This window comes from Paeniglutamicibacter selenitireducens (assembly GCF_051550675.1).
In the GTDB taxonomy this organism is placed as follows: Bacteria; Actinomycetota; Actinomycetes; order Actinomycetales; family Micrococcaceae; genus Paeniglutamicibacter.
The window spans coordinates 304,128-320,745 of the sequence record NZ_JBPULF010000002.1; the positions used below are offsets into that span (position 1 = coordinate 304,128).

Sequence of the window (16,618 nt, forward strand, 5' to 3'; positions counted from 1 at the left end):
CCACGCACCTTCCCGCCCCGAAGGCCCCTCGACGCCGGAGTGGCACGGCGGGCCGTGTTCAACCCGGCGCCGGCACACCTGTGATGTGATGAATCCATGAAACTTGCAACGCTGCGCCGGGCCGGTGCCACGGAGATGACCTTTGCCGCCCTCGTCGAAGGCGATTCCGCTTTCGAACTCGCCGGTTTTGCCGACGTCGGTGCGTTCCTTGCCGCATCCGAAGCGGACCGCATGGACGCACTCGATGCAGCGGTCTCCCTCGACACCGCGGTTCCGCTCGACTCGGCCGACTACGCCCCGCTGATCCTGAACCCCGCCAAGGTCTACTGCATCGGGCTGAACTACAGGAACCACATTGCCGAGGTCGGCAAGCAGGAGCCTTCTTTCCCGACGGTTTTCACGAAGTTCGCATCCTCGCTTACCGGCGCCAACGACGACATCGAAATCCCCGCCGAGGACCACAGGATCGATTGGGAAGGCGAACTGGCGATCATCATCGGCACCGCGGGCCGCCGCATCCCCGAGTCGGAGGCCGCCAACCACATCGCCGGCTACGCGGTGTCCAACGACGTGTCGATGCGCGGCTACCAGGGCCGCAGCACCGAATGGACGCAGGGAAAGTGCTGGGACGCGGCATCACCACTGGGCCCATGGCTTGTCAGCGTCGAGGACTTCACCCCGGGTGCCAGGATCACCACCCGCGTCAACGGCGAGGTCGTCCAGGAAGACTCGACATCGGACCTCGTCTTCTCCCCCGCAGCGCTCGTGGCATACCTGTCCGTGCCCAACGAGCTGCGCCCGGGCGACGTCATCCTCACCGGCACTCCCGCGGGCGTGGCGCTGGGCCGCCGCAACGACGCGGGCCGCCACCCGTGGCTCAAGCCCGGCGACGTCCTGGAAACGGAGATCGAATCCCTGGGCACCAGCCGCAACACCTTCCTCTAGCGCCGGGCCCGGGAAGACAGAACACCTCGCCACCTGCCCTTTGGAAACATCCAGGTGTACTCTCTCCAGTACCAAGGCGTGTCGCGGACCGCAGGCAAGACGCCCCCACCGGGGCTCTCCACGCGGATCGCGATGCCGAAACTGAACGACGTAACTTCATCCGAACGGAGACAAGTCATGGGATTCATTGGCTGGATTGTTCTGGGCCTCATTGCCGGCGCTATTGCGAAGGCCATCAAGCCGGGCGACCAAGGTGGCGGCCTGATCGCCACGATGCTGCTGGGCGTGGTCGGCGCGGTGCTGGGTGGTTGGCTCGGCTCAATGATCTTCGACGTGAACATCAGCGAATTCTGGTCCCTTTCCACGTGGCTTCTGGCCATCGGTGGGTCATTGATCGTTCTCGTGGTCTGGGGATTGTTGACGCGCAAAAAGGCGTAGTCCATGCATGAGAAGGGGGCTTCAACCTTTCGGGGCTGGGGCCTCCTTCGCGTTCCCCCGGCGGCGGTTCCCGGTTCGGAGACGCCCCGTCCCACCGCGCGGTCCGCCCGGGAACGGCATTTCCGATCGAGCCGGTGCCAGGCGGGCATCCGCCCGGCGGGTCCTCGGCGATGCGCATCCTGCGTAACACCCCGGGATTTTTCGATGCCCGAATCGTAGGCTGGGCTCATGAGCTTCACTACTTGCGATCTTCTCGATGCCGACGAAACACTGCAGTCGCTCTCGCTGCAGCTCTCGAACTTCGGCGCACATCCCCGGTTCTCCGGCCCCATCCGTACGGTGCGTTGCTACCGCGACAACGGCCTGGTCAAGTCCCTTTTGAACTCCCCCGGCGCCGGTGCGGTCCTGGTGGTCGACGGGGCAGGGTCCGTGGAGTCTGCCCTCATGGGTGACATGATCGCCGCCGCGGCGGTCGCGAATGGCTGGGCGGGGGTCGTCATCAACGGGGCCATCCGGGACCGCGTGGCGCTGGCGGAAACTAGCCTTGGCATCAAGGCCCTGGGGTCCAACCCGCGCAAGAGCGCCAAGGACTCGGTCGGCGCCGTCGACGTCGTCGTGGACTTCGGAGGGGTCGTCTTCACCCCCGGCGCAACGCTGTGGAGCGACGAGGACGGAATCCTCGTCACCTCCTGACCAGTCATCATCTCGCGGGCGGTTTCGCGGACAACGGCTTCCGCGCCGCACGACCAACGGGTTTCCCCAACGAAAGCAGGCAGCACCATGAAGGTCACGATCATCGGCGGACACGGCAAGATCGCCCTGCTCGCAGCACGAATCCTGGCGGACCGCGGGGACGAGGTCACCTCGATCGTCCGCAACCCGGACCATGTTCCGGACATCGCGGACACCGGCGCGCTTGCCCTGGTACTGGATGTGGAAAGCGCCACCGCCACCGAGCTGGCGGAAGCCCTCGGCGGCGCCGACGCGGTCGTCTGGTCCGCAGGGGCCGGCGGCGGGAACCCGGATCGCACCTACGCGGTGGACCGCGACGCGGCGATCCGTTCCATGAACGCGGCCGAGTTGGCTGGCACCCGGCGCTACGTGATGGTCTCGTTCCTGACGGCGGACCTCGAGTACCTGGTGCCGCTGGATGACCCCTTCCACCCATACATGGCAGCCAAGATCGCCGCCGACGAGCACCTGCGCGCCAGCGGGCTGGACTACACGATCCTGGGCCCCGGGGCGCTGACCCTGGACGAGCCCAGCGGGCTTCTGGACCCGGAGCCGGACACCGCCGGGGACACCTCGACTTCGCGGGGCAACGTCGCACTGGCGATCGTGGCGGCGCTCGATGACCCATCGACGGTCGGGCGCACCATCAACTTCACAGACGGCACGGTTCCCGTAGCCCGCGCCCTCGCCGCCACGGGCGGCTGAGCGCGGGAGGCGCGCGGCCCCGCCGAAATGAAACCCAGTTCCTTGACATGAACTCGAGTGCCACGAAAGACTGGTGTGACTCAGCTCATACCAACCTCCTGGAGTCGCAGCAGTGAACACCCCCACCGCAAACGCAACCCTGTCAGTCGCAGCCATCCTGGCCGAATCGGCACGTCGCCACACCGACCGCCCGGCCATCACCCTGGGCGGCGTGAGCACCAGCTACGGGGAGTTGTGGGACCAGACGCGCGCCTACGCGGGCGTCCTGCGCGACGCCGGGATCGGCGAGGGCGACAGGGTGGCGGTGCTGATTCCCAACGTCACCGACTTCGCCCGCGTCTACTACGCCGTCCTGTCCCTGGGGGCCGTCGCAGTGCCGATCCACGCGCTGCTCAAGCGCCACGAGATCCAGTACATGCTCACCGACGCCGAGGTGAAGCTGATGGTCTGCGCCGCCCCGCTGCTGGGCGAGGGCGCACCCGGAGCCAAGGCCGCCGGGGCCGCGGTGCTCACGGTGCTGTCCCCGGAGCCGGGCGACTTCCCGCGCCTCGAGGACCTGGCCGCGACCACCACGCCGGTCGACACCTACCTGCCGCGCAACCCGCTGGACATCGCCACCATCCTCTACACCTCCGGCACCACCGGCAAGCCCAAGGGCGCCCTGGGCACGCACCTGGCGCTGGTGGAACAGGTCAACGTCATCCTGCTCAACACCCTGGACATCCGGGTGGGCGACAAGATCTTCGGCGGCCTGCCGCTCTTCCACACCTTCGGGCAGACCGTGGTGCTCAACGCGGGGCTGCGCGCCGGCGCCGAGCTGCTGCTGATGCCCAAGTTCACCGGCGAGGCCGCGCTGTCCATGGTGCTCGACGAGGGCGTGCACATCTTCGCCGGCGTCCCCACCATGTACGTGGGGCTCCTGGAGGCGGCAAAGTCCCGCCCCGAGGCCTCCCCGGCACTGCGCTACGCCGTCTCCGGCGGCGCCTCGCTCCCGCTGACGGTTCTCGAGGGGTTCAAGGCCCGCTTCGGCGCGCTCATCCACGAGGGCTACGGGCTGACCGAGACCTCCCCTGTGGCCAGCTTCAACCACGTGGGCAAGGACCCGCGCCCCGGCACCATCGGCCAGCCGATCTGGGGCGTCGAGGTGGAGATCGCCCGCGCCGAGGTGCACGATTCCATCGAACTGCTGCCGCGCGGGGAACTCGGCGAATTGGTGGTGCGCGGGCACCTGCTCTTCTCCGGCTACCTCAACCGCCCGGAGGCCAGCGCGGAGGCCGTCGTGGACGGCTGGTTCCGCACCGGCGACCTGGGCACCAAGGACGCGGACGACTACCTCACCATCGTGGACCGCAAGAAGGACATGATCCTGCGCAACGGCTACAACGTCTACCCGCGCGAGGTCGAGGAAGCCCTCATCACCCATCCGGAGATCGTCAACGTCGCGGTCTTCGGCGTCCCGGACGAGAAGCACGGCCAGGAAGTTGCCGCAGCGGTGACCCTCGTGGCAGGCAGCACGCTGAGCGGGCAGGAGATCAGCGCCTACGGCGAATCGCGGCTCGCGGCCTACAAGTTCCCCCGCCGCGTGGAGATCCTCGCCGAGTTCCCGCTGGGCCCCAGCGGCAAGATCCTCAAGCGCGAGCTCGTCGCCAGGTACCAGGAGTCGTAGGCCCCCGCCCGGCGGGAATCCGCGCGCAGCGCATTCAGTCGCGCGCGGCAGTGCCCAGGCTGAAAGCGCCCTCGATGCGCGGAACGCCGGGCTGGTAGAAGGTTTCCAGCTTCGTGATGCGGAAACCGGCCTCGCGTAGCATTTCGGCATTCGACCGGGTCAGGTGGCAGCCGCCGGCCAGCGCCTGCTGCACGGGTTCGATCCGGTGCTGCCAGCGCGCAACCCCCGCGTCCGGGGCCAGCCCGTGCTCCAGGAAGTGCAGCTCCCCGCCGGGCTTCAGCACCCGGCGCAGCTCGGCCAGCGCCGCCAGCGGGTCCGGGATCGTGCACAGCGTGAAGGTACTCAGCGCGGCATCGAAGCTCCCGTCGGCCTCCGCCAGGTGCTGTCCGTCCAGCGAGCCGCGCACCACCGGGACCGGCGATGCCTCGCGGGCCCGGGCCGACATCCTCCAGGCGGCGTCCGAGGGTTCGACGGCCACCACGCGCTGGACCGCCTCCGGGTAGCGGCCCAGGTTGCTGCCCGAGCCGAACCCGATCTCCACCACGTTTCCGCGCAGAGAAGCGCACACCCGCTCGCGCAGCGGCACCAACGTCTTGGCACCGCAGGAAAACGCGATGAGCCGCGGCAGCACGTGGCGTTCGTAAAGGGTTGACATGGGCCCGCTATCCCGTGCCCCGGCGTGCGGTTCCACGGTTCAGCGCCAGGTGCCCGCCCAGGAACCCGGCTCCGGCGGCGACGGCGTTTCCCGCAAGGCCCAGCCGCACACCCAGCCCATGGCGGCCCCGCAGGCGCGCGAGCAGCGATCCCAGGAACAAGAAAACTGCGGCGTCGGTGCCGAGCGCGTGCACGGCGCCGATCCGCCGCTCGTCACCCGACATTCCTGCCCAATCGCCGGCACCCGCAAGTGCCGTCGGCCCTGCCGCCAGCAACCCGGCCCCGACCAGGAGCGTGGCTCCCCGGCGCGACGCCGCACCCCCTGCCACATCGAGGATCGAGGCGGAAACCCAGCACCCCAGCGTCACGTCGGTGAGTGCGGGATGCACCGAGTGGCCCAGGACCCCGGTGTGGAGCACGCTGCGCCGGGCCCAGCCGAGCAGCGGTGCGTAGATTTTTTCCTGGGCGACGGCCACCCTCTCGGAGAACTGGTTCTCCCCCACCGCCCGGGCCGCCCGTTGCGGCAGCGACAGGTTGTTCATGCTTCCGTACGCTACGCCGGTGCGCCATCCCAGTACAGGGAAACCGCGGCTGACCGTGCGGCAGGTTCCCCCGATAGGCAAAAACCGCGGCCCCCGTCCCGGGCCCGCCCCCGTTGGAGGGGGAAAGTCGGAGCGGAGGCCGCGGCAGGTGGCCCGGAGCCGGGCCGAAGTGGCTTTCTAGGCGTTCCACAGTCCGTAGGAGTCGGCCAGGTCCGCGATCTTCTGCGCACGTGCCAGGCGCGGCAGGTAGGAACCGTCGCCCACGGAGGCGCCGGCCGCGTGGGCGTCCAGCAGGTCGTGGGCCCAGTGCAGCTCGTCGGCGCTCGGCGAGAGGCCCAGGTTGATCTCGTCGACCTGGGTGCGGGACAGTGCCAGCTTTCCGGTCATGCCCATGGAGGCGGTGACCGCCGCATCCGACAGGACCTCTTCTGCACCGGCACCCGGTGCCGGCGGGCCGTCGATGGCGCCCGGCAGCTTGCCGACGCGGGAGGCGACAACCAGCTTGCCGCGCGCATAGGCCAGGGCCAGCGGGTCGCCGGAGACGCCGGTGTCCTTGCGGAAGTCGTTGACGCCGAAGGCCAGGCGGAAGGTTCCCGGGGCCGAGGCGATGGCCGTCGCGTTTTCGATGCCGACGGCGGATTCGATAAGTGCGAGCACGGGGGTGCCGGCCTGCAGGCGCATCGCGGTGTAGGTGACCTGCTCGGGCTTCTCGGTCATGGCCAGCATGACGCCACGCAGGCCCGGGGTCTTCGAGAGGGCGGCAAGGTCCTTGGCCCAGAAGTCGGTGTCGATGCCGTTGACACGGACCCATGCGGTCATGCCGGTGGAGAGGGCCTCCACGACGCTCTCGCGGGCCGCGTCCTTCTGGTCGTCCGGAACCGCCGCCTCCATGTCGAAAATGACGGAGTCGGCCTCGGAGGCAAGCGCCGGCGCGAAGTCTTCCGGCTTCGCGGCATTGACGAGCAGCCAAGAGCGCGAAAGTTTGGCGGGAAGGGAAGCTGCGCGACGGTTACGGAATGCCATATCAGATAGCCTACCGAGTTCACCGCCCAACCTTCCACCCGGCGGCGTCTCCGTGACCGCTCCCGGGGGCCCGCGGGACCGGCGCCATCCCCGGCGGGCGTAACCTTTTGGTGCAGGACGCCACATCGGTGGCTGATTGCGTGCACCAACCGCAGGGCCGCAGAGTGGACATCTGAGCACGGCCCGCCAGCAGGAAGCTCGATCACCATGCCCGAAACACGTACGGCGGAGCCCATGTCTCCGCACCTAGAACGCGGGCTTACGAACCGCCATATCCAGCTCATTGCCATCGGCGGTGCCATCGGCACCGGACTGTTCATGGGGTCGGGAAAAACCATTTCCGTGGCCGGCCCCTCTGTGATATTTGTCTACGCCATCATCGGCTTCATGTTGTTCTTCGTCATGCGGGCGATGGGTGAATTGCTCCTGAGCAACCTCGACTACAAGAACTTCTCCGACTTCGCCGGCGACCTCCTGGGCCCCTGGGCGGCCTTCTTCACCGGCTGGACCTACTGGTTCTGCTGGGTCGTCACGGGCATCGCCGACGTCGTCGCGATCGCCCACTACGTCACCTTCTGGTGGGGCGGGCTCTCCCTCTGGATCCCGGCGCTTGTCGCCATCGCCCTGCTGCTCGCGCTGAACCTGCCGACGGTCAAGGCCTTCGGCGAGACGGAGTTCTGGTTCTCGCTGGTCAAGATCGTGGCGATCGCCGCGCTGATCGTCATCGGCCTGGCGCTGATCCTCACCGGCTTCGAGCACAACGGCACCCAGGCCTCCTTCGCCAACCTGTGGGAGCACGGGGGGATGTTCCCCACAGGGGTCACGGGCTTCATTGCCGGCTTCCAGATTGCCGTCTTCGCCTTCGTGGGAATCGAGCTTGTCGGCACCACCGCCGCCGAAACCAAGGACCCGACAACGACCCTGCCCAAGGCCATCAACTCGATCCCCGTGCGGGTCCTGCTCTTCTACGTGGGTTCCCTTCTCATCCTCATGGCCGTGCAGCCGTGGGACAGGTTCGATGCGGAGAACTCCCCGTTCGTGGGGATGTTCGCCCTGGCCGGGCTGGCGGGGGCCGCCGGAATCGTGAACTTCGTGGTGCTCACCTCCGCCGCCTCGAGCGCGAACTCCGGCATCTACTCGACCTCCCGCATGGTCTACGGGCTGGCGGGCGAGGGCTCGGCCCCGAAGGCGTTCCGGAAGCTCTCGGCGAGCCGGGTCCCGCGCAATGCGCTGGTGTTCTCCTGCATGTTCCTGCTGGCGGCCGTGGCGCTGCTGTATGCGGGAGGCTCGGTCTCGCAGGCGTTCACGCTTGTCACAACGGTTTCCGCACTGTGTTTCATGTTCGTGTGGTCGATCATCCTCATCAGCTACATCGTCTTCCGGCGCCGCCGCCCCGAGCTGCACCGGGCGAGCACCTTCAAGGTTCCCGGGGGCTCCTTCATGCCGTACGTGGTGCTGGCGTTCTTCGGCTTTGTGCTGTGGTCGCTGACGACCCAGGCCGATACGCTGCAGGCGCTGCTCATCACCCCCGCCTGGTTCGCCCTGGTGGGAATCGGCTACCTGGCGGTGCGCCGCACCCCGGCACACCGGCTCCTGCGTGAGGAGCACCGCACCAAGGTTGCCTCGGAGCAGGCGGCACCGAAGGAACGCATCGACGCATAACCCCCAATGCCCCACGGCGGGCGGGACCCCGGCACGGGGGTCCCGCCCGCCGTTTTGCGTGCCGGGACCTTTCCGTCGAGTGCCGCGGGCAGGGTCAGGGTTGCGCGGCGAACGAGACAGGCACCGCAGCGGCCGTCCAGGCGCTTCCGTCCGCGGCACTGGCGATGAACAGCAACAACGTGCCGCCGCCACTGCCGGGATTCTCCCACTCGAGGCTCCCGCTGAACGGCTCCAGGTCCGGTCCTGCCCCGCCCATCACCAGTCCGGTTCCCAGCGGCACCGGCCGCCCGTGGGCACGGACCTCGACCCCCACGGCAGCTTCGAAGGCGCGCGAGGATCCGGAGAGTTCCAGCGGGGAGCCGACGACGGCACCGGCCGCGGGCGCATCCAGCCTGATCTCGCTGCTGGTTGCCCCGATGGCGTACCACGTGCCGTCGGAGAGTTGCCGCAACATCACGGTGGTCACCGCCCCGCCCTCGCTGGAGCGGACTTCCAGCTCGCCGGAACGGGCGTCCCCCTGCATGAATGTGCCATAGACCGGCTCGGCGAACCCGGCCAGCTCCTTCGCGAAACCTGCGGCCGCGGACTCCGGGGTCCCGTAGCGCAGCGTGCCCCCGGGATCCGGCCAAACGACCGTCGCCGCCTCGGCAGACGGAAGCACCGGAAGCGCCGGGGACTCCGAGGTGGCGGAGGGGCCCGGTGATGCCGTGGAAGCAAGGGGCGGCACCGGGGTTTCCGTGCCGCCAGCGCCGGGGCCGCCGTCCCTGTTCATCGACACGATAGCGAACCAGGTACCAACCGCCGCGAGCGCCGTGGCCAGCAGCACCAGGACGGTTTTCCTGCCCCGGGCCACGGGTGCTGGGTCTTGGTTCATGGGTGCACCGTAACGCCGTGCGGGGCCCTCCAACAATCCCGGGCGGCCGCGGGTCGGTGGTGGTTTCGGGGCGTGCCCTGGACGCGGACGGCTCCGTACCCGGACACCGCTTGGGGGTGGTCCGGGCACGGAGCCGTCCGCGAGGCCGGGGTGCCGCCTACTGCTCCCGTGAGGCCTGGCCGACCGCCGCGGCGACGGCCGGCATGACGCGCGGATCCAGCGGCGAGGGGACGATGTAGTCCACCGAGAGCTTGTCCTGCGCCAGTGCTGCGATGGCGTGGGCCGCTGCGATCTTCATTTCCGGGGTGATGCGGCGGGCACCGGCATCGAGGGCGCCGCGGAAGATGCCGGGGAACGCCAGCACGTTGTTGATCTGGTTCGGGAAGTCCGAACGCCCCGTCGCGACGACAGCCGCGTACTTGCGTGCGGTCTCCGGCATGACTTCCGGGTCCGGGTTGGACAGGGCGAAGATTATCGCGTTTTCGTTCATCCGGGCCAGGTCCTCCTCGGCGAACTTGGAGGAGGAAACCCCGACCACGGCGTCGGCGCCTTCGAGGGCCTCGCGGATGCCGCCGATGATCCCGTCCCGGTTGGTCAGCGACGCGTACTTGGCCTTGATGGTGTTCAGGTCGTCGCGGTCGCGGTGGATGGTGCCCTTGGAATCGACAAGGACGACATCGCCCACCCCGGCACGGATGAGGATCTCGGCCACGGCGATGCCCGCGGCACCGGCGCCCGAGACCACGACGCGCATCTGCCCGAAGGTCTTGCCCGCGACCTTCGCCGCGTTGATGAGCGCGGCCAGGACCACGACAGCGGTGCCGTGCTGGTCATCATGCATGACCGGGCAGTCCAGGGCCTCGATGAGGCGTTCCTCCAGTTCGAAGCAGCGCGGGGCCGAGACGTCTTCGAGGTTCACGGCACCGAAGCTGGGGCGCAGGCGCACCAGGGTCTCGATGATCTCGTCCACGTTGGTGGTGTCCAGGACCAGCGGGATCGAGTCGAGCCCGCCGAATTCCTTGAAGAGCGCGCTTTTGCCTTCCATGACGGGCAGCGAGGCCGCGGCGCCGATGTCGCCGAGTCCCAGCACCGCGGTGCCGTCGGAGACGACGACCACCAGCCGCGAGGCCCAGGTGTGGGTGGCATGCATGCCAGGGTCCGCCGCGATGGCGCGGGAAACCTGGGCGACGCCCGGGGTGTAGGCGATGGAAAGGTCGCGCTTGGATGCCAGGGGCATGGTGCTCTGGATGGTCAGCTTGCCGCCGAGGTGGGCGTCGAAGATTTCGGCGTCGGTGATGGTGGCGGCGGCGTTAACGGGGGTGTCGACAGACATGGAAGTCTCCTTGAAAGTTCTGAATGTTGGGGATGCGAGGAAACGAACCACTGGGTCGTCGGGCTTGGAGAGCCTGGTCCGCACGTCGTTGTGCCGAACGCTCTTTCTTCGCCTCGCTGTGCGTGTGCCGGCCCGGGGTGGGGGCTGACGGCAGTGCCGCACTGGTCAGTACTTTCTTTAGACCTTGACGTACACACTAGTGCACGGCCGCATCCGTTGGCCAGAGATTTCACCAACGCCTTCCAGCGCGCCCGCGGCCGGTGGCGGCCGGCCGGCCATCCCCCGCCGGATGCGGCCGGATTCCGGGCGTACCTGGCCTAGCTTTTTGCGGATCCCAGCGGGATCACCAGGGGCGTGTGGGTCACCGGATCGGGGATGATCATGCAGGGCAGGCCGAAGACCTCCTCGACAAGGTCCGCCGTCACGATCTCTGAGGGGTTGCCCGCCGCGACAACATTTCCGTCCTTCATCGCGATCAGGTGGGTGGCGTAGCGGCAGGCGTGGTTCAGGTCGTGCAGGACGGCGACCATGGTTTGGTTGTTTTCGCGGTTGAGCCGGCTGAAGAGTTCCATCAACTCGATCTGGTGGGCGATGTCCAGGTAGGTCGTCGGCTCGTCAAGCAGCAGCGTCGGGGTCTGCTGGGCCAGCGCCATGGCAACCCAGACGCGTTGGCGTTGGCCGCCGGAGAGCTCGTCGACCTGCCGCCCGGACAGCGCCGTGACGTTCGTGGCGGCCATGGCCTCCACCACCGCTGCCTCGTCGTGCCGCGACCATTGGCGAATCATCGACTGGTGCGGGTAGCGGCCGCGGGCCACGAGGTCCGCGACCGAGATCCCGTCCGGTGCCGTGGAAGTCTGCGGGAGAAGGCCCAGTTTCCGGGCGACCTCTTTGGCCTTGTAGGAATGGATCGTGCGCCCGTCAAGGACTATCGAACCGTTCCGGGGCTTGAGCAGCCGCGAGAGGGCCCGCAGCAGCGTCGACTTGCCGCACGCGTTGGGTCCGACGATCACGGTGAAGGCGCCCTCGGGAATCTCGACGCTCAGGTCCCGGGAGATCACCCGGTCGTCGTAACCCAGGGTGATGGTCTCTGCTGCAAGTGCCATGGAACGTTACTTTCACGTGTGGTCGACTCCCCCTGCGGGGCGACTGCTCGAAGCCGGCGTGCTGTGGTTTCCGGCGTTGCGTACAGCACAAGCAAAGCAGGAAAAACCGCCGATCCATGCCGTTTTCCGCCGATGTGTCCGTCTGGCGACACAGCATGTCCAGCCCGGCCCACGGGCATTGCATAGGCTCTTGGGGTGGCCCCAACAAAAAACAACAAAAACCGCCCCGCCGGGTCGGATGTGTCCCCGGATTTCTCGTCCATCACGCAAGGCAAGCACGCCCTGCGCCATGGTGCATTCGCCGAAGGCCGCGGCCTTCGACTGGGGGCCTCCACGGTCCTGCTGATGGTCCACCAGGTCTGCGAGGCCCTGGTGCCGGTGCTGATCGGCGTGGGCATCGACAAGGCGATCGGGCCCTCGGACCTCGGCGCCCTGTTCTGGACCCTCGGCGGACTGGTTGGCCTCTTCTTGGCGCTGACCTACAGCTGGCGGCACGGCTACCGGCTGACCAACCGCGTCTACGGTTTCGGCGACCACTCGCTGCGCCAAATGGTCATCGCCAAGGTGCTCGATCCGCGGGCCACCGGAAAGCAGTTCGGTGCCGGGCGGACGTTGAACATCGCCACCTCGGACACCTCCATCACCGCCGGCCTGAGCTGGACCATCTCCCAGATGAGCGCGAGCCTCGCGGCGCTCGCCACTGCGGCGGCCTCGCTGCTGCTGATCTCCTGGCAGCTGGGCTTGTTGGTGCTGGTCGCCACCGTGGTGTTCCTGGTCCTCATGCACTTCATCACCGCCCCGCTGGAGCGCCGCACGCACCTGCAACAGGAACGCGCCGCCGAGGCCACGGGACTTGCCACCGACCTTGTCACGGGGTTGCGTGTGCTCCAGGGACTGGGCGCCACCCGCACCGCCACCGAACGCTACAAGGAAACCAGCAGGGCCTCGCTGCAGGCGGCCCTGGGCACGGCGAAATCCGAGGCGCTCTTCTCCACCGTCACCCTGGGCATGGGGGCCTTGTTCCTGGCCGCGATCACCTGGGTTGCCGCATCCATGACGCTGGCCGGCGGGATCAGCATCGGCCAGCTGGTCACCGTGGTGGGGCTGGCCCAGTTCATCCAGGAGCCACTCAGCTCCCTGGCCTACTACCCGGCAGCGCTCGCCCAGAAACGCGCCGCGGCCAAGCGCATTGCCGCGCTGTTGACCACCGAGGTCGGTGCCGACGCGCAGCCGGCGTCCACCGATCCGACTGCCGCCGGGACGGCGCCCTTCGGCGAGCTGCTGGTCCGCGGCGGGGGGAACCACCCCGATATCCGGCTGCTGCCCGGAAGCATCACGGGCCTGCGCACCGATGCGCGCACCGCGCGCGAGCTGACCGGGCTGCTGGCCGGTCGCACCAACGACTCCGACGCCCGGCTACTGGTCAACGGCGTTTCCGCCGGCGGCCGTGCGGCGCTGCGCTCCACGGTGTTCGTTGCCGACCACGGCGCGGCGATCTTCACCGGGTCGATCCGCGAAAACCTTCACGCGGCCCAGCCACTGGACGCCGTGCTGGACGCCACGGGCCTGGCCGGGATCTGTGCCCGGCTCCCACAGGGCCTGGACTCACGCGTCGGCGAGCAGGGAAGTGCGCTCTCCGGCGGCCAGCGCCAGCGGCTGCTGCTGGCCCGCGCCCTGCACCAGCCCCAGCCCGTCATCGTACTCACCGACCCGACCACGGCCCTGGACTCCGTCAGCGAGGCGCGCATCGCCGCGGCACTCGGAACCCTGCGGAACGCGGCACTGCTTGTCATCTCGGATTCCCCGCTGCTGCTGGGGGCCTGCGACACCGTCATCGACACCACATCCCTGCACACGGCCGGAGTAAACCCATGAGCGAGCCCACCACGCTTGTCCCCGCGTCAGACAGGCTGCCGATCGCCGACGGTCGGACCACCTGGCGACATGTCATCCGGATCTTCGGGGCCAGGCGCTGGCTGGTGGCACTGACGGCATTCACGCTGTTGTGCGTTGCCCTGACGGGGCTGGCGATTCCCGCGCTGCTGGGCGTGATAGTGGACGTCGTCTCCGCCCGGCGCGGCTCGCAGGCGCTGCTCAATTCGCTGGGGCTGCTGTTCGTTGCGGCGCTAGCCACCGGGATCCTGACCGGCATCTCCCGGGTCCTGCTGGCCCGGCTGGGCCAAAGCGGCCTGGCCCAGCTGCGCGAGGAGGTCTTCGAATCCGCCATGGAGCTGCCCCAGGAACGCCTGGAACGCGCCGGCAGCGGCGACCTGGTGTCCCGGGTGTCCGGCGACGTGGACGCCACCAACGAGGCCATCGGCGGGATCCTGCCGACCTTCATTTCCGCGCTGTTCACCATCGCCCTCACGCTGCTGGGCCTGGGCGTGCTCGACTGGCGGTTCGCCGCCGTCACCCTGTTGTGTGTGCCCATCCACGTGTTGGCGCTGCGCACCTTCCTGCGCCGCAGCGGCCCGCTCTACCGGGCCATGCGCGTGGCGGAGGCCGAACGCGGCCAGCACCTGCTCGAGGCCACCGGCGGCGCGGACACCATCAGGTCCCTGGGCGCCGAGCGGCACCACGAATCCGCGGTTGCCGACTCAAGCCGCGGCGCCGTGTCCCTGATGCTGAAGGCGGTACTGGTTTCCACGCGTTTCTACGGGTGGCTGAACATGGCCGAACTGCTGGGGATGGCCGCGATCCTGACCACCGGGTTCTTCCTGGTGCGCGCCGATGCCGTCACCATTGGTGCGGCGACCGCTGCGGCACTGTTCTTCCACCGGCTGTTCGGCCCGATCGGCGCCCTGCTGGCCAACGTCGACGAGCTGCAGAAGGCCGGGGCCGGGCTCGCCCGCCTGGTCGGGCTGATCGACTCGGACCGCGGGCTGCAGGGCCCCGTGCCGGGTACCGCGCGGCAGACCGCACCGGGCGTGGTGGTCAGCGGCCTGTCCGCCGGCTACCAGGACTCCCCGGCCGTGATCACCGACTTCGAGCTGGTCATCGCCCCGGGTGAGCTGGTGGCCCTGGTGGGCTCGAGCGGCGCCGGGAAAACCACGCTGGCACGCGTGCTGGCCGGAAGCCTGGAACCGAGCGCCGGAACCGTGCTGCTCGATGCCGGGGACGCCCCCCGGCTGGGCCACAGCACCCTGCTGGTCAGCCAGGAGGTGCACGTCTTCAGCGGCACGATTGCCGAGAACCTGCTGCTGGCCGCCCCCGCCAGCACCACCGGGGAGCTGGTCCACGCCGTGAACGCGGCCGAGGCCCACTGGGTCCTGGCCCTGCCCGAGGGGCTGGAGACAGTGGTGGGACACGGCGGTCTGCAGCTGACCGGGGAACAAACGCAGCACCTGGCCCTGGTCCGGGCGCTGCTGAACCGGGCGGGCCTGGTGGTGCTCGACGAGGCGACGGCGGAGGCGGGGTCGGCGAACGCCGCCCTGATGGAACGCGTTGCCACGCGCATCACCTGCGGACGCACCGGCGTGGTGGTGGCGCACCGGCTCTCCCAGGCGGCCCGGGCGGACCGCATCCTGGTCATGGAGGACGGGCGGATCGTGGAGCAGGGCAGCCACGCGGAACTGCTGGAGTCGGACGGAACCTACGCCGCGCTGTGGGCCGCCTGGAGCGCCCGAAGCTAGCCCTCCCCCGCGCCAGAGGAGACGGCACAAGGACACCACACAAAGACACGGCGCCACCACGCACGACGCACACAGGAACGAGGGGACGCCCACCATCCGGTGGGCGTCCCCTCGTGTTGTTCCCCGCATCGCGCCGCCGCGTGGCGGCCCGGGTTCAGGTCAGCTGCGCTTGGCCTCGCGGAAGAGCAGCCACACCAGGTACAACCCGCCCAAGGCCACCGTGACAACGCCGACCGGCATCTGGATGGGCGAGAGCGCGTGCTGGGCAATCAGGTCGCTGGCCAGCAGCAGCAGGGCACCGAAGACACCCGCAGACAGCATGGACACGCGGCCGCTGCCGGTCATGCGCCGGGCGATCTGCGGGGCCGCAAGCGCCACGAACGCGATGGGCCCGGCCGCGGCGGTGCAGATCGCCGTCAGGCACACGCCGACCACCAGCAGCCACAGCTTGGCCGGCTCCGTGCCGATGCCCTGTGCAGCGGCCGCGTCGTCGCCCATTTCCAGGCCCTGCAGAGGCCGCGAGAGCAGCATCAGCACCGGCACCAGCGCCACCGCGACAAGCAGCAGCGGCACAGCGCGTTCCCAGCCCGCGGTGTTCAGCGAGCCGGATCCCCAGATCGCCGCCATCATGGCCAGGTGCAGTTCCGCCTTGATCAGCAGCCACGTGTTGATGGAGCCGAGCATCGCACTGACGCCGATGCCGACGATGATCAACCGGAAGCCCTGCACCCCGCGCTTGAACGCCAGCAGGTACACCACAGCTGCCGTGGCCAGCCCTCCGGCAAAGGCGCCGATGGTGGTGGACACGAAACCGCCGCCGAGCAGCAGCATGGAGACCAGCGCGCCGGTGTAGGCGCCGGCGTTGAATCCGATGATGTCGGGGCTGCCCAGCGGGTTGCGGGTCAGCGACTGGAAGATCGCCCCGCTGATGCCCAGGGCCCCGCCGATCACTATCGCCATGAGCACGCGCGGCAGTCGCCACTCGATGACCACCAGCTCCGTCTTGGCCGTGCCCTGCCCCAGCAGCGTCTGCAGGACCTCGGAGGGGCTGAGCACGAAGCTGCCCATGGACATTCCGGCTACCGCCAGCGCCCCGATGAGCAGCACCGCGGCGGCACCGGTCAGGGCCGGCCGCGCGCGGACCATCAGTGAGGGTCCGTGCGCCCCCAGTCGCAGCCGCCAGACGCGTTCGCCGAAGTCGATCCGCGCAGCCTGCGCGGGCGGGTGCGGCGCTTCCCGCCGTTCCTCCCGCGTGGCGGGATCCGCAGCCAGGTCCGTGAGCATGAGCGTGTTCTCCCTTTTCATTGCG

The 16,618-nt window shown here is 68.9% G+C and carries 15 protein-coding genes; 8 read left to right on the forward strand and 7 right to left on the reverse strand.

Features of this window, described 5'->3' with window-relative positions:
- Nucleotides 1-96: 96 nt before the first annotated feature.
- The 5 genes from ACSYDW_RS04860 (at nucleotide 97) to ACSYDW_RS04880 (ending at nucleotide 4,486) form a co-directional block, all read left to right on the forward strand.
- Nucleotides 97-945, forward strand: a complete 849-nt coding sequence (locus tag ACSYDW_RS04860) for a fumarylacetoacetate hydrolase family protein (protein WP_438337579.1) — start codon at nucleotides 97-99, stop codon at nucleotides 943-945.
- 177 nt (nucleotides 946-1,122) lie between these two features.
- Nucleotides 1,123-1,383, forward strand: a complete 261-nt coding sequence (locus ACSYDW_RS04865; RefSeq protein WP_438337946.1) for a GlsB/YeaQ/YmgE family stress response membrane protein — start codon at nucleotides 1,123-1,125, stop codon at nucleotides 1,381-1,383.
- A gap of 228 nt (nucleotides 1,384-1,611) precedes the next feature.
- Nucleotides 1,612-2,076, forward strand: a complete 465-nt coding sequence (gene rraA / locus ACSYDW_RS04870; protein ID WP_438337580.1) for a ribonuclease E activity regulator RraA — start codon at nucleotides 1,612-1,614, stop codon at nucleotides 2,074-2,076.
- 87 nt (nucleotides 2,077-2,163) lie between these two features.
- A complete protein-coding gene (locus tag ACSYDW_RS04875) occupies nucleotides 2,164-2,820 on the forward strand; it encodes an SDR family oxidoreductase (protein WP_438337581.1) in 657 nt (218 codons plus the stop codon).
- 112 nt (nucleotides 2,821-2,932) lie between these two features.
- Nucleotides 2,933-4,486: a long-chain-fatty-acid--CoA ligase gene (locus tag ACSYDW_RS04880; protein ID WP_438337582.1), complete on the forward strand. Its 1,554-nt coding sequence runs from the start codon at nucleotides 2,933-2,935 to the stop codon at nucleotides 4,484-4,486.
- A gap of 34 nt (nucleotides 4,487-4,520) precedes the next feature.
- On the opposite strand, the gene ACSYDW_RS04885 is transcribed toward ACSYDW_RS04880, so the two are convergent.
- From ACSYDW_RS04885 to ACSYDW_RS04895, 3 genes are all read right to left on the reverse strand, one after another.
- Entirely contained in the window at nucleotides 4,521-5,141 is a 621-nt protein-coding gene (locus ACSYDW_RS04885; protein ID WP_438337583.1) for a class I SAM-dependent methyltransferase, read from the reverse strand.
- A 7-nt stretch (nucleotides 5,142-5,148) separates the two neighbouring features.
- Nucleotides 5,149-5,682, reverse strand: a complete 534-nt coding sequence (locus ACSYDW_RS04890) for a DUF2231 domain-containing protein (RefSeq protein ID WP_438337584.1) — start codon at nucleotides 5,680-5,682, stop codon at nucleotides 5,149-5,151.
- A gap of 177 nt (nucleotides 5,683-5,859) precedes the next feature.
- Nucleotides 5,860-6,705 (reverse strand): HpcH/HpaI aldolase/citrate lyase family protein, encoded by an 846-nt coding sequence (locus tag ACSYDW_RS04895; RefSeq protein ID WP_438337585.1) that lies wholly within the window; start codon nucleotides 6,703-6,705, stop codon nucleotides 5,860-5,862.
- A gap of 234 nt (nucleotides 6,706-6,939) precedes the next feature.
- On the opposite strand from ACSYDW_RS04895, the gene ACSYDW_RS04900 reads away from it, so the two are divergent.
- Nucleotides 6,940-8,367: an amino acid permease gene (locus tag ACSYDW_RS04900; protein WP_438337586.1), complete on the forward strand. Its 1,428-nt coding sequence runs from the start codon at nucleotides 6,940-6,942 to the stop codon at nucleotides 8,365-8,367.
- Nucleotides 8,368-8,461: 94 nt separating this feature from the next.
- Here the strand turns inward: ACSYDW_RS04900 and ACSYDW_RS04905 are convergent, their stop codons facing one another.
- The 3 genes from ACSYDW_RS04905 to ACSYDW_RS04915 form a co-directional block, all read right to left on the reverse strand.
- Nucleotides 8,462-9,241, reverse strand: coding sequence for a Gmad2 immunoglobulin-like domain-containing protein (locus ACSYDW_RS04905; RefSeq protein WP_438337587.1), 780 nt, complete (start codon nucleotides 9,239-9,241; stop codon nucleotides 8,462-8,464).
- Nucleotides 9,242-9,398: 157 nt separating this feature from the next.
- The gene (locus ACSYDW_RS04910; protein ID WP_438337588.1) at nucleotides 9,399-10,574 is read right to left on the reverse strand and encodes an NAD(P)-dependent malic enzyme; all 1,176 of its coding nucleotides are present in this window, start codon (nucleotides 10,572-10,574) and stop codon (nucleotides 9,399-9,401) included.
- A gap of 317 nt (nucleotides 10,575-10,891) precedes the next feature.
- Entirely contained in the window at nucleotides 10,892-11,677 is a 786-nt protein-coding gene (locus ACSYDW_RS04915) for an ABC transporter ATP-binding protein (RefSeq protein WP_438337589.1), read from the reverse strand.
- Between the two features lie 195 nt (nucleotides 11,678-11,872).
- Here ACSYDW_RS04915 and ACSYDW_RS04920 point away from each other — a divergent pair, with 195 nt between their 5' ends.
- Both ACSYDW_RS04920 and ACSYDW_RS04925 read left to right on the forward strand, forming a co-directional pair.
- Nucleotides 11,873-13,552: an ABC transporter transmembrane domain-containing protein gene (locus tag ACSYDW_RS04920; protein WP_438337590.1), complete on the forward strand. Its 1,680-nt coding sequence runs from the start codon at nucleotides 11,873-11,875 to the stop codon at nucleotides 13,550-13,552.
- On the forward strand, nucleotides 13,549-15,309 hold the full coding sequence (locus tag ACSYDW_RS04925) for an ABC transporter ATP-binding protein (protein ID WP_438337591.1): 1,761 nt from the start codon (nucleotides 13,549-13,551) through the stop codon (nucleotides 15,307-15,309). Before ACSYDW_RS04920 ends, ACSYDW_RS04925 begins: the two co-directional genes overlap by 4 nt.
- Nucleotides 15,310-15,468: 159 nt before the next feature.
- Here ACSYDW_RS04925 and ACSYDW_RS04930 read toward each other — a convergent pair whose 3' ends face one another.
- Nucleotides 15,469-16,614, reverse strand: coding sequence for a FecCD family ABC transporter permease (locus ACSYDW_RS04930; RefSeq protein WP_438337592.1), 1,146 nt, complete (start codon nucleotides 16,612-16,614; stop codon nucleotides 15,469-15,471).
- Between the last annotated feature and the right edge of the window lie 4 nt (nucleotides 16,615-16,618).

Bases quoted from the DNA above. Each gene is read 5' to 3' on its own strand.
- ACSYDW_RS04885 (WP_438337583.1), bottom strand. From the start codon at position 5,141: ATGTCAACCCTTTACGAACGCCACGTGCTGCCGCGGCTCATCGCGTTT.
- ACSYDW_RS04905 (WP_438337587.1), bottom strand. From the start codon at position 9,241: ATGAACCAAGACCCAGCACCCGTGGCCCGGGGCAGGAAAACCGTCCTG.
- ACSYDW_RS04865 (WP_438337946.1), top strand. From the start codon at position 1,123: ATGGGATTCATTGGCTGGATTGTTCTGGGCCTCATTGCCGGCGCTATT.
- ACSYDW_RS04930 (WP_438337592.1), bottom strand. From the start codon at position 16,614: ATGAAAAGGGAGAACACGCTCATGCTCACGGACCTGGCTGCGGATCCC.
- ACSYDW_RS04925 (WP_438337591.1), top strand. From the start codon at position 13,549: ATGAGCGAGCCCACCACGCTTGTCCCCGCGTCAGACAGGCTGCCGATC.
- ACSYDW_RS04915 (WP_438337589.1), bottom strand. From the start codon at position 11,677: ATGGCACTTGCAGCAGAGACCATCACCCTGGGTTACGACGACCGGGTG.
- ACSYDW_RS04900 (WP_438337586.1), top strand. From the start codon at position 6,940: ATGTCTCCGCACCTAGAACGCGGGCTTACGAACCGCCATATCCAGCTC.
- ACSYDW_RS04860 (WP_438337579.1), top strand. From the start codon at position 97: ATGAAACTTGCAACGCTGCGCCGGGCCGGTGCCACGGAGATGACCTTT.
- rraA (WP_438337580.1), top strand. From the start codon at position 1,612: ATGAGCTTCACTACTTGCGATCTTCTCGATGCCGACGAAACACTGCAG.
- ACSYDW_RS04910 (WP_438337588.1), bottom strand. From the start codon at position 10,574: ATGTCTGTCGACACCCCCGTTAACGCCGCCGCCACCATCACCGACGCC.
- ACSYDW_RS04895 (WP_438337585.1), bottom strand. From the start codon at position 6,705: ATGGCATTCCGTAACCGTCGCGCAGCTTCCCTTCCCGCCAAACTTTCG.
- ACSYDW_RS04890 (WP_438337584.1), bottom strand. From the start codon at position 5,682: ATGAACAACCTGTCGCTGCCGCAACGGGCGGCCCGGGCGGTGGGGGAG.
- ACSYDW_RS04875 (WP_438337581.1), top strand. From the start codon at position 2,164: ATGAAGGTCACGATCATCGGCGGACACGGCAAGATCGCCCTGCTCGCA.